Here is a 14,338-nt window from a genome sequence, read left to right as displayed (position 1 = left end):
ACCTGACCCTGGAGCAAGGCGATGACTACCCTGAGCTGGATTCGTGGCGTCAATGGCACCCTCGGCCACCTGGCCCCTGAACATATCGCCGGCAAGATGCGCCGCGCCTTCATGACCCCGCGCAACCTGCCGCCCAAACCGTGGGAGCTGCCGCTGCTGGCCAGGGCCGAGCGCATCACCTTGCGCTTCGGTTTGTCGGCGTTGCGCTGGGGGCAGGGGCCGACGGTATTGCTGATGCATGGTTGGGAAGGGCGCCCCACCCAGTTCGCGGCATTGATCGAGCGGCTGGTGGACAGCGGCCATACCGTGGTGTCGCTGGAAGGGCCGGCACACGGGCGCTCGCCCGGCGAGCAGGCGCATGTGGTGGCGTTTGCCCGCGCGTTGCTCGAGGCCGCCGCCGAACTGCCGCCGTTGCGCGCGGTGATCGGACACTCGATGGGCGGCGCCAGCCTGTTGCTGGCGCTGCAGTGGGGGCTGCGCACCGATGCGGCGGTAAGCATCGCCGCCCCGGCCCGCTTGCTCGGCGTGCTGCGGGGCTTTGCCCGGCGACTGGGCTTGCCGGCCCGGGCCAGGGCCGCGTTCATCCGCCAGGTGGAGCGCGATGTCGGCGTCCAGGTGGCGCGCCTGGATGTCAGTGCCTATCAACTGGATGTGCCGGGGCTGGTAGTACATGCCGAGGACGATCCCGTGGTGGCCGCCAGCGAGGCGCCGCTGATTCACCAGGCCTGGTTTGACAGCCGCCTGCTGCTGCTGGAGGAGGGCGGTCATCAGCGGGTGCTGGCCGATCCGCGCCTAGGCCAGGCGGTGATCGAGCTGCTCGCACGCTCCACCGAGCGGGCGCGGCAAAGCGCCTGAGCATCCGGTACACTCTGCCCGTTCACTGAAAACCAGGAGCGGGCATGAGCTGGGATCTGGCGGCACCATTCATCATCGACCTTCGCGTCGGCAGCGAGGATATCGACGGCCTCGGCCACGCCAACAACGCCGTCTACGTCACCTGGCTGGAGCGCTGCGCCTGGCGCCATTCCCAGCGTCTGGGGCTGGACCTGGCCGAGTATCGTCGGCTGGACCGGGCCATGGCGGTGGTCCGCCATGAAATCGACTACCTCGCCGCCGCCTATGAGGACGACGAGCTGCAACTGGCCACCTGGATCATCGATTGGGACCAGCGCCTGCGCATGACCCGGCGCTTCCAGCTCAAGCGCCCGAGCGACGGCGTTACCTTGCTGCGGGCACAGACCACCTTCGCCTGCATCGAGCTGTCCAGCGGCAAGCCCAGGCGCATGCCGGCGGAATTCATCGACGGCTACGGCCCGGCGCTGACCGGCAGCTGACGGCTGGCGGAAGTTTGCTAGACTGCCGCCTTTTTCGTGGCGAGACCCTGAAATGCAAATTGCCCTGGCCCCCATGGAGGGGCTGGTCGACAACATCCTGCGCGACGTCCTGACCCGTGTGGGCGGTATCGATTGGTGCGTCACCGAGTTCATCCGCGTCTGCGACCGCCTGCTGCCGGCCTCTTCGTTCGACAAGCTGGCGCCGGAGCTGCGCCAGGGCGCCCGTACCGCCGCTGGCGTGCCGATGCGTGTGCAATTGCTCGGCTCCGACCCGGTATGCCTGGCCGAGAACGCGGCGCTGGCTTGCGAGCTGGGCGCGCCGGTGATCGACCTGAATTTCGGTTGCCCGGCCAAGACCGTCAACAAGTCGCGCGGCGGGGCGGTGCTGCTCAAGGAGCCGGAGCTGTTGCATGCCATCGTCCGTGAAGTGCGCCGGGCGGTGCCGGCACATATCCCGGTGACCGCGAAGATGCGCCTGGGCTACGACAGCCCCGACGGTGCCCTGGACTGCGCCACGGCGCTGGCCGAGGGCGGCTCGGCGCACCTGGTGGTGCATGCGCGGACCAAGGTCGAGGGCTACAAGCCGCCGGCCCATTGGGAATGGGTGGCGCGGGTGCAGGATGTGGTCAAGGTGCCGGTGTTCGCCAATGGCGAGATCTGGACGGTGGATGACTGGCGGCGTTGCCGCGAGGTCAGCGGAGCGAAGGACATCATGCTGGGGCGCGGGCTGGTGTCGCGCCCGGACCTGGCCCTGCAGATCGCTGCAGCCCGCGATGGCGTCGAGTACCAGCCGATGAGCTGGGAAGAGCTGATGCCGCTGCTGCGCGAGTTCTGGCGCCAGGCCCAGGACAAGCTGTCGCCACGCTACGCCCCGGGGCGGATGAAGCAGTGGCTGGCGATGCTGACCCGCGGTTATCCCGAGGCGGTGGCATTGTTCGCCGAGTTGCGTCGGGAGGATGACTGTCAGCGCATCAGCGGCTTGCTGGGGATGCAGTCGCAGGCCGTGGAGGCCTGTGTCGCCTGAGCTGGCCCCGCGATGAGGCCCACCGCAGCGCAAATTTTTTCATGCCAGCCCTTGAAAGCATTTCGCCCGGACATATCTCTTGAGTACGCGATGCCGAAGTCGGGTCGCGTAGTGACTTAACTTGCTGAATCTCAGGAGTTCATGACCATGACTACCGCTTTCTCTCTCGCACCACTTTTCCGCAACTCCGTCGGTTTCGACCGCTTCAACGACCTGTTCGAAGCCGCCGCCCGCAACGAGGCGGGTAGCAGCTACCCACCCTACAACGTGGAAAAGCATGGCGATGACCACTACCGCATCGTGGTCGCCGCAGCTGGCTTCCAGGAGCAGGACCTCGACCTGCAGGTCGAAAAAGGCGTCCTGACCGTAACCGGTGGCAAGCGCGACAATGCCAGCGAAGGCGTCACCTTCCTGCATCAGGGCATCGCCCAGCGCGCCTTCAAGCTGTCGTTCCGCCTCGCCGACCACATCGAGGTCAAGGGCGCGGGCCTGGCCAACGGCCTGCTCAGCATCGAACTGCTGCGCATCGTGCCGGAAGAAGCCAAAGCCAAGCGTATCCCGATCAACGGCGACAAGCCGGCGCTGAACTGATTGCAGCGCAGGGAAGAAAGGGCACCTTCGGGTTAATGCCAGTCAGTTAAGCGATAGGGGCCGCTTTGCGGCCCATCGCCGGCAAGCCGGCTCCCACAAATACAGCGCAGGCCTCACTAATTGCGCGGTCCCTGTGGGAGCCGGCTTGCCGGCGATGGGCTGCGTAGCAGCCCCAGTGACGCTAACTGACAGGCATTAACCTTCGGGTGCCCTTTTTGCGTCCTGCGGCGTATCCAGCCCTCAGTAATCCGCCGGTGCCTCCAGCAGGATCTGGCGAAACTCCGGCAGTGGCAGTGGTCGGCTGTGCAGGTAGCCCTGGTACAGATGGCAGCCCTGGCGCTCGAGGAACTCCAGCTGCTCGGTCAGTTCCACCCCCTCGGCAATCACCGCGAGCTCCAGGCTGCGAGCCATGGCGACGATCGCGCGGACGATCTCGGCGTCGTTGGGATCGACCGGCGCGTCGCGTACGAAGGTCTGGTCGATCTTCAAGGCATCCACCGGCAGACGCTTGAGGTAGGTCAGCGACGAATAGCCCGTGCCAAAGTCGTCCATGGCGAAGCTCACGCCATGGTGCTTGAGTTCGCGCATCTTGCTGATGGTGTCCTCCAGGTTCTGGATGACGATGCCTTCTGTGATCTCCAGCGTGAGCATGCGCCGGGGCAGGCGGTAGTCGTCGAGGCTGCGCAGCACCCGCTCGACGAAATCGTTCTGGCGGAACTGCCGTGGGCTGATGTTGACGCACAGGCTGAAATCGTCGGCGTCGATCAGGCCGTCGGCGAGCATGCGCGCGCAGGCGTCGCAGGCTTCGTCGAGAATCCAGCTGCCAACCTCGAGGATCAAGCCGCTTTCTTCGAGAACCTGGATGAACTGCGCCGGAGGCTGCTGGCCCAGTTGCGGGTGGTGCCAGCGCAGCAGCACTTCGGCGCCGACGATACGGTTGTCGCGGGCATCGACCTGGGGCTGGAAGTGCAGGGCCAGTTCACCGCGGGCCAGGGCCAGACGCAGGTCGCTCTCCATGCGCAGGCGCTCGCTGGCGGCCTTCTGCATGGTGGTGTGGAACAACTGCGTGGTATTGCGCCCGGAGTCCTTGGCGCGGTACAGGGCGATGTCGGCACGCTTGAGCAGGTCGGCGGGGGTGGCGCCATGGTCGGGGATCAGCGCCACGCCGATGCTCGGCGTGACCTGCAGGCGCTGGCCGTCCAGCGACATCGGTTCGGCCAGCAGCTCGCGCAGGGTGTCAGCCAGTTCGCGCACCTTGTTTTCCACCTGTTCGCGGCTGCCTTCCAGGCCGCTGAGCAGCACCACGAATTCGTCGCCGCCCAGGCGGGCCACGGTGTCTTCCAGACGCACGCTGGCCTCGAGGCGGGCGGTGATGATCTTCAGCACCGTGTCGCCCACCGGGTGGCCGAGGGAGTCGTTGATGTGTTTGAAGTGGTCGAGGTCGAGGAACAGCAGGGCACCGCGCAGGTTGTGGCGCTTGAGCAGGGCGATCTGCTGGCTCAGGCGGTCCATCAGCAGGGCGCGGTTGGGCAGGTTGGTCAGTGGGTCGTGGTAGGCCAGGTGGCGGATCTGCGCCTGGGCGTTCTTCAGCAGGCTGACGTCGCGGGCGTTGATCAGCAGGCAATCGGTCTCGTTGAGATTGATCGGCTCCACCGACACTTCCACGGTCAGGATATCGCCGCGCTTGTTGCGCCCGAGCATCTCCCGGTGATGCACCCGGCCGCGCTCGCGCAGCTCGTTGAGTAGGGCGGCGCGCTGCTTCTCGTCGGCCCAGATACCGATTTCGTAGACCGTGCGGCCCACTACTTCCTCGGGGCTGTAGCCGGTCAGCCGGCTGAAACCGTCGTTGACCTCCACGTAGCGCCCGCTGTGGCGCTCGGTGATGGTGATGGCGTCGGGGCTGGAATGGAACGCCTTGGCGAACTTCTCCTCGCTGGCCTTGAGCGCTGCCTCGGCGCGTTGCTGCTGGGTGATGTCGCGCAGGGTGGTGACGCTGCACGGCTGGCTGTCGACGCTGATCAGGCGGCTGGAGATCACGCAGGTCAGCGGCGTGCCGTTGCGGTGATTGACCACCACCGCCACATTGCTCAGGGCCTGGTCGCGGATCACCCGTTCGATGCGCTGGGCGCGTTCGGCCGACTCGGCCCACAGGCCGATTTCCTCGGCGGTGTGGCCGAGAATCTGCTCGGGGGCCCAGCCGAAGGTCTGGCTGAAGGCCGGGTTGATCTCGATGAACTGGCCGCTGTCCTGGCGGGTCACGCAGATCGGGTCGGGGCTGACCTGGAACAGGCTGGCGAATTTTTCCTCCGAGGCCGTCAGGCGCTGTTCACGCTCCACCTGGTCGGTGATGTCGAGCAGGGTGCCGGCCATGCGCAGCGGGTTGCCCTGGTCGTCGCGGTACAGGCGGGCGCGGCTTTCGATATAGCGCGAGCTACCGTTGTCGAGCTGTACGCGGTAGGTGATCTGGTAATTGCCGGCCGGTCCTTCGCGCAGGCTGCGGTAGGCCTGGCGCATGACGCTGCGTTCGTGCTCGGGGACGCCTTCGAAAAAGGCCTCGAACGATTCGTGGAAGGGCACCGGGTCCAGCCCGTGCAGTTGTGCCGCGCGGGCCGAGCCGTAGAGCATGCCGCTGGGGATGTGCCAGTCCCAGGTGCCCAGTTGTGCCGAGTCCAGGGCCAGGTCGAGACGCTCCTGGCTGTCCTTGAGCGCCTGTTCGGCGCGTTTGCGCTCGGTGGTGTCGACGAAGGTGCTGATCAGGTAGGTGACGCCTTCGAGTTCGATGCCCTGGGTGCAGAGAATGCCATCGTGAACCTTGCCGTTGGTGGCGCGGAACTGCACCTCGAGGGTCAACGGACCGCTGCCGGCGCGGGTGGCCTCCAGCACTTGGTGACGTTGCTCGGGGTTGACCCACAAGCCCAGTTCCACGCTGGTCTTGCCGACCACCTGGGCGCCCGGCCAGCCGAACATGTGCTCGAAGTGCTGGTTGACCTCGATGATCAGGCCGTCGTGGCGCCGCGTCAGGAGGATAGCGTTGGGGCTGAGGTGGAACAGGGTGGCGAAGCGCTTCTCCGAATTGATCAGCGCGGTTTCGCGCTCGCGCTGGCGGGTGATCTCGCGGATCACCCCGATCATCTGCGGGCGACCATGGGGGTCGTGGGTCAGGCTGCCGTTGATCTCCAGCCAATGCACGCTGCCATCGGGCCAGCGGATGCGATGGCGCATGGCTTGCTCGACCGGTTCACCGTTGACCACGGCCTGGAACGCCTGGCGCGTACGGGCGCGGTCTTCTTCGGGCAGCAGGTCGAGGTAGTCGACGTCGTTGGGCAGCGGGCGTTGCGGGTCGAAGCCGAACAGCGCCTGGGTGCCCCGCGACCAGCTCACCCGGCCACTCTCGATGTCCCAGAGCCAGGCGCCCAGACGCGCGGCGTTGAGCGCGGCCAGCAACTGGGGAGCGTTCTGCCAGGCCTGTTCCGACTCCTGGGGGTCGGCCGCGGGAATACGGGGCAGGCGCGGAAAGCGGTTTGCTGATTTGGGCATCGATACCAGACCTTTGGCGGAAAACGCGTCCTTGTGGAGAGAAATGCCGTGCTTGCGACCGGTCAGACAGCTCCGGCGTGGCTGTCGAGCAGCGCCATGAAGGCCCTGGCCGCATTCGATAGCGTGCGCTCCGTGTGCAATATGTAGCCTAGCTGGCGTGACAGCTGTATGCCGGGCAGGGCGATGGGCGCCACCTGCTCATCGAGCATAGTACGTGGCAGCACACTCCAGGCCAGGCCGATCGACACCATCATCTTGATGGTTTCGAGGTAGTTGGTGCTCATGGCGATATTCGGCACCAGGCCCTGGCTTTCGAACAGGCGCTGGACGATGTGGTGGGTGAATGTGTTACCGCCGGGGAATACCGCTGGATGACGCGCCACGTCTGCCAGGCTGACCGTGCCGTTGCTGGCCAGCGGGTGCTCAGGCGCGGCGACGAAGTCCAGGGCGTCGTTCCAGACCTGTGTCGCCTTGATCAGGTGGTGAGGTTCTGGGGCGAGGGTAATAACGGCAATTTCGGCGCGGCCATGGAGAATTTCGTCGTAGGCGGCTTCTGAATCCATGAACTGAATATCCAGTGCTACTTCGGGGTGTCGCCGGGTGAAAGCCCGCAATACCGGGGGGAGTCGATGCAAGCCGATGTGGTGGCTAGTGGCCAGGGTGAGCTGACCTCCCACTTCACCGGTCAGATTGGTAAGTGCCCGTCGCGTATCATCGAGCACGTTGAGAATCTGATAGGCCCGCGGTAACAAGGCGCGACCGGCTTCGGTGAGATTCACTTCGCGACCCAGGCGATCGAAAAGGCGCACATTCAATTGTTGCTCCAGGCCGGCGATGCGTTTGCTGATGGCGGGTTGTGTCAGGTGCAAGCGTTCGCCGGCGCCGGAAAAACTACCGGTTTCGGCAATCGCGATAAAAGCGCTCAAGTTGGCCAGGTCCACTTTTCGGATTCCTGATAGTTATGCAAAGCATGAAAATTATGAATTTGAGTTATTCAATCTATCGCCATAGCATCGTCCGTACAAGCCAAGGGGTCTTTGGCATAGAAAGACGCTGATGAGGAACAGTCTGATGGCTGGCAAAACGCTCTACGACAAACTCTGGGAAGCTCATGAGGTCAAGCGCCGCGATGACGGCTCGTCCTTGATCTACATCGACCGCCACATCATCCACGAAGTGACTTCGCCCCAGGCTTTCGAAGGCCTGCGCCTGGCCAGCCGCAAACCCTGGCGCATCGATGCCAACATCGCTACCCCTGACCACAACGTACCGACCACCCCCGAGCGCAAGGGTGGTATCGAGGCCATCGTCGACCAAGTGTCGCGCCTTCAGGTGCAGACCCTCGATGAGAACTGTGACGAATATGGCATCGTCGAATTCAAGATGAATGACGAGCGTCAGGGTATCGTGCATGTCATCAGCCCGGAGCAGGGCGCGACCTTGCCGGGCATGACCGTGGTCTGCGGCGACTCGCACACCTCCACCCATGGCGCATTCGGCGCCCTGGCCCATGGCATCGGCACTTCCGAGGTGGAGCACGTGCTCGCCACCCAGTGCCTGGTGGCCAAGAAGATGAAGAACATGCTGGTTCGCGTTGAAGGTCGGTTGCCTGCGGGCGTCACCGCCAAGGACATCGTTCTCGCCGTGATCGGCAAGATCGGCACCGCCGGCGGCAACGGCCATGCCATGGAGTTCGCCGGGAGCGCCATCCGCGACTTGTCGATGGAAGGCCGCATGACCATCTGCAACATGTCCATCGAGGCTGGCGCCCGTGTTGGGTTGGTGGCGGTCGACGACACCACCGTCGGCTATGTCGAGGGTCGTCCCTACGCACCGAAGGGTGCGCAGTGGACGCAGGCCGTCGAGGCCTGGAAAGGCCTGGTCTCCGATGCCGACGCGGTTTTCGACACCGTGGTCGAGCTCGACGCCGCCCAGATCAAGCCGCAGGTCAGCTGGGGTACCTCGCCTGAGATGGTCCTTGCCGTCGACCAGCGCGTGCCCGACCCGGCCGCCGAACCCGACCTGATCAAGCGCGGCTCGATCGAGCGCGCCCTCAAGTACATGGGCCTGGCCGCCAACCAGGCGATCACCGACATCCAGCTCGACCGCGTGTTCATCGGCTCATGCACCAACTCGCGCATCGAAGACCTGCGCGCCGCCGCCGAGATCGCCAAGGGCCGCAAGGTCGCCGCCAACGTCAAGCAGGCGCTGGTGGTGCCGGGTTCGGGCCTGGTCAAGGCCCAGGCCGAGCGCGAAGGGTTGGACAAGATTTTCCTCGAGGCCGGCTTCGAGTGGCGTGAACCGGGTTGCTCGATGTGCCTGGCGATGAACCCGGACCGCCTGGAAAGCGGCGAGCACTGCGCGTCCACCTCCAATCGCAACTTCGAGGGTCGCCAGGGCGCCGGTGGCCGTACCCACCTGGTCAGCCCGGCCATGGCCGCCGCCGCCGCGGTGACCGGCCACTTCATCGATGTCCGCGAGTTGATCCAAGGGAGCGCAGCATGAAAGCCTTTACCCAGCACACCGGCCTCGTCGCGCCATTGGATCGTGCCAACGTCGACACCGACCAGATCATTCCCAAGCAGTTCCTCAAGTCGATCAAGCGCACCGGCTTTGGCCCCAACCTGTTCGACGAGTGGCGCTACCTCGACGTCGGCCAGCCTTACCAGGACAACAGCAAGCGCCCGTTGAACCAGGACTTCGTGCTCAACCACGCGCGCTACCAAGGTGCCAGCGTGTTGCTGGCGCGGGAGAACTTCGGTTGCGGCTCGAGCCGCGAGCATGCGCCGTGGGCACTTGATGAGTACGGTTTCCGCAGCGTGATTGCGCCGAGCTTCGCCGACATCTTCTTCAACAACAGCTTCAAGAATGGCCTGTTGCCGATCATTCTCGACGCCGCTGAGGTCGACGAGCTGTTCAAACAGGTCGAGGCCAGCCCGGGCTACCAGTTGACCATCGACCTCGACGCCCAGGCCGTGACCCGCCCTGACGGCAAAGTGCTGAAGTTCGAGATCGACGCGTTCCGCAAGCACTGCCTGCTCAACGGCCTGGACGATATCGGCCTGACCCTGCAGGACAGCGACGCGATCAAGGTGTTCGAGGGCAAGCACCGCGCCAGCCAGCCGTGGTTGTTCCGCGATTGATCGAAGGCCTCATCACCACGCGTGGAAGCGGGCTTGCCCCGCGATGAGGCCCGTTGGACACTGAGTTTATCGGCGCGCCGACAGGGCGCGCCGCTTGATTGGATAGAGGAAAGCATGAGCAAGCAGATTCTGATTCTCCCAGGTGATGGCATCGGTCCGGAAATCATGGCCGAGGCGGTCAAGGTGCTGGAGCTGGCCAACGACAAGTTCCAGCTCGGCTTCAGCCTCACCCACGACGTGATCGGTGGCGCGGCCATCGACAAGCACGGCGTGCCGCTGGCAGACGAGACCCTGGAGCGCGCGCGCCAGGCCGATGCCGTGCTGCTGGGCGCCGTGGGTGGCCCGAAGTGGGACAAGATCGAGCGTGACATCCGCCCGGAGCGCGGCTTGCTGAAGATCCGTTCGCAACTGGGCCTGTTCGCCAACCTGCGGCCGGCCATCCTCTATCCGCAACTGGCCGACGCCTCGTCGCTCAAGCCAGAGATCGTCGCCGGCCTGAACATCCTCATCGTCCGCGAGCTGACCGGCGGCATCTACTTCGGCGCGCCACGCGGCCAGCGTGAGCTGGAAGGCGGCGAGCGCCAGGCTTACGACACCCTGCCATACAGCGAAAGCGAAGTGCGCCGCATCGCCCGCGTCGGCTTCGACATGGCCCGTGTGCGCGGCAAGAAGCTGTGCTCGGTGGACAAGGCCAACGTCCTGGCCTCCAGCCAGCTGTGGCGCGAAGTGGTCGAGGAAGTGGCCAAGGACTACCCGGACGTCGAGCTGAGCCACATGTACGTGGACAACGCCGCCATGCAGCTGGTGCGTGCGCCCAAGCAGTTCGACGTGGTGGTGACCGACAACATGTTCGGCGACATTTTGTCGGATGAGGCTTCCATGCTCACCGGTTCCATCGGCATGTTGCCATCGGCGTCGTTGGATGCGGCTAACAAGGGCATGTACGAGCCGTGCCACGGTTCGGCGCCGGACATCGCCGGGCAGGGCATCGCCAACCCGCTGGCGACCATCCTCTCGGTGTCGATGATGCTGCGCTACAGCTTCAACCAGACGGTCGCCGCCGAGGCCATCGAGCAGGCCGTGAGCCTGGTGCTGGACCAGGGCCTGCGTACTGGTGACATCTTCTCCGAAGGTTGCCGCAAGGTCGGTACGCAGGAAATGGGCGATGCAGTAGTCGCAGCGCTGCGGAATCTGTAATCTCTCTGGCCCGCCACCCAAAACTCCCGGTGGCGGCCCACTTTTAGCAAAGGTGTAGTTGCGATGAAACGTGTAGGTCTGATCGGTTGGCGTGGAATGGTCGGTTCGGTGCTCATGCAGCGGATGCTCGAAGAGCAGGACTTCGACCTGATCGAGCCGGTGTTCTTCACCACCTCCAATGTCGGTGGTCAGGGCCCTGCGGTGGGCAAGGACATTGCGCCGCTCAAGGATGCCTACAACATCGAAGAGCTCAAGACCCTCGACGTTATCCTGACCTGCCAGGGTGGCGACTACACCAACGAAGTGTTCCCCAAGCTGCGCGAAGCCGGCTGGCAGGGCTACTGGATCGACGCCGCCTCGTCCCTGCGCATGCAGGACGACGCGGTGATCATCCTCGACCCGGTCAACCGCAAGGTCATCGACCAGCAGCTGGATGCGGGCACCAAGAACTACATCGGCGGCAACTGCACTGTCAGTCTGATGCTGATGGGCCTGGGCGGCCTGTTCGAAGCCGGTCTGGTCGAGTGGATGAGCGCCATGACCTACCAGGCGGCGTCGGGTGCCGGCGCGCAGAACATGCGTGAGCTGATCAAGCAGATGGGCGGTATTCACGCGGCGGTCGCCGACGATCTGGCCAACCCGGCCAGCGCCATCCTCGACATCGACCGCAAGGTGGCCGAGGCCATGCGTGGCGAAGGCTTCCCGACCGACAACTTCGGCGTGCCGCTGGCCGGCAGCCTGATCCCGTGGATCGACAAGGAACTGCCGAACGGCCAGAGCCGCGAAGAGTGGAAAGCCCAGGCCGAGACCAACAAGATCCTCGGTCGCTTCAAGAGCCCGATCCCGGTCGACGGCATCTGCGTGCGTATCGGCGCCATGCGCTGCCACAGCCAGGCGCTGACCATCAAGTTGAACAAGGACGTGCCACTGGCGGATATCGAAGGCATGATCAGCCAGCACAACCCTTGGGTGAAGCTGGTGCCGAACCAGCGTGAGATCAGCATGCAGGAGCTGAGCCCGACACAGGTCACCGGAACCCTGAACGTACCGGTTGGGCGGCTGCGCAAGTTGAACATGGGATCGCAGTACCTGGGTGCCTTCACCGTCGGTGACCAGCTGCTGTGGGGGGCTGCCGAGCCGTTGCGGCGTATGCTGCGGATTCTGCTGGAGCGGTGATAGGTCTGGGTTGAGCCGGGCTGTCCAAGAACCCGCATCGCGAGAGTGATGCGGGTTTTTTGTTCGCGCCAGGTTTGTTGTTTTTTGGGGTATGCGGAATCCGAGCCCCTCAAAAATGCCTGTTCTCAGAAAAGTTGGAAAGCTTCTTGCAAAGGCAGCGCCAGTCGCCACGCAGGCGTCAAAGTTTTGCTTGAAGAGGAATCGCGGTGGATCGCACTCAGTTAATCAGCAGTGCCCGTAACAACCTGGCCGGTCTCGGTCGGGGCAATCTCGGTGTGCCGCTGCTCCTGCTGGTGATGCTGGCAATGATGATGTTGCCGATCCCGCCGTTCCTGCTCGACGTGTTCTTCACCTTCAACATCGCCCTGTCGATCGTGGTCCTGCTGGTCTGCGTGTATGCCTTGCGTCCGCTGGATTTCGCTGCCTTCCCGACCATTCTGCTGGTGGCGACCTTGCTGCGCCTGGCGCTCAACGTCGCTTCCACCCGCGTGGTCATGCTTCACGGCCAGGAAGGCCACGGCGCTGCGGGCAAGGTGATCCAGGCCTTCGGTGAAGTGGTGATCGGCGGCAACTACGTCGTCGGTGCGGTAGTGTTCGCCATCCTCATGATCATCAACTTCGTGGTGGTTACCAAGGGCGCCGGGCGCATTTCCGAGGTGAGCGCACGCTTCACCCTCGACGCCATGCCCGGCAAGCAGATGGCCATCGATGCCGACCTCAACGCCGGCCTGATCGACCAGGTCCAGGCCAAGGCCCGCCGTGCCGAGGTCGCCCAGGAGGCCGAGTTCTACGGTTCCATGGACGGTGCCAGCAAGTTCGTGCGCGGCGACGCCATTGCCGGTTTGCTGATTCTGTTCATCAACCTCATCGGCGGCATGCTCATCGGTATGCTGCAGCACAACATGACCTTCGCCGATGCCGGCAAGGTCTATGCCCTGTTGACCATCGGTGACGGTTTGGTGGCGCAGTTGCCATCGCTGTTGCTGTCCACCGCCGCTGCGATCATGGTTACCCGCGCCTCGGGCTCCGAGGACATGGGCAAGCTGATCAATCGGCAGATGTTCGATTCGCCCAAGGCCCTGGCCGTCTCTGCCGGTCTGATGATCGTCATGGGGTTGGTGCCGGGCATGCCTCATGTCGCCTTCCTCAGCCTCGGCGCCCTCGCCGGTGGCGGCGCCTATCTGGTCTGGAAGAAACAGCAGAAGGCCAAGGTCGTCGCCTTGCAGGAGGTGCAGCGTCAGCAGGACCTGCTGCCGTCACCGCAGCGCGCCATGGAAACCAAGGAGCTGGGCTGGGACGACGTCACTCCCATCGACATGATCGGCCTGGAAGTCGGCTACCGGCTGATTCCGCTGGTCGACCGCAACCAGGGTGGGCAGTTGCTGGCGCGGATCAAGGGCGTGCGCAAAAAGCTTTCCCAAGACCTGGGCTTCCTCATGCCCACCGTGCATATTCGCGACAACCTTGACCTGCAGCCCAGCGCCTATCGCCTGACGCTGATGGGCGTGATCCTGGCCGAAGCCGAGATCTACCCCGACCGGGAGCTGGCGATCAACCCCGGCCAGGTGTTCGGCACGCTCAACGGCATTGCCTCGCGAGACCCGGCGTTTGGCCTGGAGGCGGTATGGATCGATGTCGGCCAGCGCGCCCAGGCGCAATCGCTGGGCTATACGGTGGTGGACGCCAGTACCGTGGTCGCCACCCACCTGAACCAGATACTGCAGAAGCACTGCCACGAGCTGATCGGGCACGAGGAGGTGGTGCAATTGCTGCAGGTGCTGGCCAAGGTTTCGCCGAAACTGGCCGAAGAGGTGGTGCCGGGTGTCATTTCCTTGTCGGGTCTGCTTAAAGTTCTACAGGCATTGCTCGCCGAACAGGTGCCGGTGCGCGACATTCGCAGTATTGCCGAAGCCATCGCCAACAATGCGGCGAAGAGTCAAGATACCGCCGCGCTGGTGGCGCTGGTGCGCGTCGGATTGTCCCGCGCCATCGTGCAAAGCATTGTCGGCGTTGAGTCGGAGCTGCCTGTGATCACCCTTGAGCCAAGGTTGGAACAAATCTTGCTCAATAGTCTGCAAAGGGCCGGGCAAGGTCAGGAAGATGGTGTTCTTCTTGAGCCGAGCATGGCCGAAAAGCTTCAGCGTTCGTTGATCGAGGCAGCCCAGCGCCAGGAAATGCAGGGCCAGCCGGCCATACTTCTGGTTGCCGGCCCGATCCGTGCCATGCTGTCGCGCTTCGGCCGCCTGGCTGTACCGAATTTGCATGTTTTGGCGTATCAGGAAATACCTGACAACAAGCAAGTCACCATCGTTGCCACCGTGGGCCCCAACGGCTGA

At 64.3% G+C, this 14,338-nt stretch carries 11 protein-coding genes; 9 read left to right on the top strand and 2 right to left on the bottom strand.

Features of this window, described 5'->3' with window-relative positions:
- Positions 1–21: 21 nt before the first annotated feature.
- From KSS90_RS18385 to KSS90_RS18370, 4 genes are all read left to right on the top strand, one after another.
- Complete coding sequence (locus KSS90_RS18385) at positions 22–855, top strand: alpha/beta fold hydrolase (protein WP_217866722.1); 834 nt, start codon at positions 22–24, stop codon at positions 853–855.
- A 44-nt stretch (positions 856–899) separates the two neighbouring features.
- Entirely contained in the window at positions 900–1,334 is a 435-nt protein-coding gene (locus tag KSS90_RS18380; protein WP_023632910.1) for an acyl-CoA thioesterase, read from the top strand.
- A gap of 52 nt (positions 1,335–1,386) precedes the next feature.
- A complete protein-coding gene (locus KSS90_RS18375; protein WP_217866721.1) occupies positions 1,387–2,358 on the top strand; it encodes a tRNA dihydrouridine synthase in 972 nt (323 codons plus the stop codon).
- A 147-nt stretch (positions 2,359–2,505) separates the two neighbouring features.
- Positions 2,506–2,949: an Hsp20 family protein gene (locus KSS90_RS18370; RefSeq protein ID WP_046854716.1), complete on the top strand. Its 444-nt coding sequence runs from the start codon at positions 2,506–2,508 to the stop codon at positions 2,947–2,949.
- Between the two features lie 240 nt (positions 2,950–3,189).
- On the opposite strand, the gene KSS90_RS18365 is transcribed toward KSS90_RS18370, so the two are convergent.
- Positions 3,190–6,486 (bottom strand): PAS domain S-box protein, encoded by a 3,297-nt coding sequence (locus KSS90_RS18365; protein WP_217866720.1) that lies wholly within the window; start codon positions 6,484–6,486, stop codon positions 3,190–3,192.
- A gap of 62 nt (positions 6,487–6,548) precedes the next feature.
- Complete coding sequence (locus KSS90_RS18360; protein WP_217866719.1) at positions 6,549–7,427, bottom strand: LysR family transcriptional regulator; 879 nt, start codon at positions 7,425–7,427, stop codon at positions 6,549–6,551.
- 130 nt (positions 7,428–7,557) lie between these two features.
- Here KSS90_RS18360 and leuC point away from each other — a divergent pair, with 130 nt between their 5' ends.
- The 5 genes from leuC (at position 7,558) to flhA (ending at position 14,338) form a co-directional block, all read left to right on the top strand.
- Complete coding sequence (gene leuC / locus KSS90_RS18355; RefSeq protein ID WP_217866718.1) at positions 7,558–8,991, top strand: 3-isopropylmalate dehydratase large subunit; 1,434 nt, start codon at positions 7,558–7,560, stop codon at positions 8,989–8,991.
- Entirely contained in the window at positions 8,988–9,629 is a 642-nt protein-coding gene (gene leuD, locus KSS90_RS18350; protein ID WP_217866717.1) for a 3-isopropylmalate dehydratase small subunit, read from the top strand. The genes leuC and leuD overlap by 4 nt, the downstream gene beginning before the upstream one ends.
- 114 nt (positions 9,630–9,743) lie before the next feature.
- The gene (gene leuB, locus KSS90_RS18345; RefSeq protein ID WP_217866716.1) at positions 9,744–10,826 is read left to right on the top strand and encodes a 3-isopropylmalate dehydrogenase; all 1,083 of its coding nucleotides are present in this window, start codon (positions 9,744–9,746) and stop codon (positions 10,824–10,826) included.
- A gap of 63 nt (positions 10,827–10,889) precedes the next feature.
- On the top strand, positions 10,890–12,002 hold the full coding sequence (gene asd, locus KSS90_RS18340) for an aspartate-semialdehyde dehydrogenase (protein WP_023630514.1): 1,113 nt from the start codon (positions 10,890–10,892) through the stop codon (positions 12,000–12,002).
- 206 nt (positions 12,003–12,208) lie between these two features.
- Complete coding sequence (gene flhA, locus KSS90_RS18335; protein ID WP_217866715.1) at positions 12,209–14,338, top strand: flagellar biosynthesis protein FlhA; 2,130 nt, start codon at positions 12,209–12,211, stop codon at positions 14,336–14,338.

It is taken from the genome of Pseudomonas maumuensis (assembly GCF_019139675.1).
Taxonomy (GTDB): Bacteria; Pseudomonadota; Gammaproteobacteria; order Pseudomonadales; family Pseudomonadaceae; genus Aquipseudomonas; species Aquipseudomonas maumuensis.
This window is presented reverse-complemented; position numbering and strand designations above follow the sequence as displayed.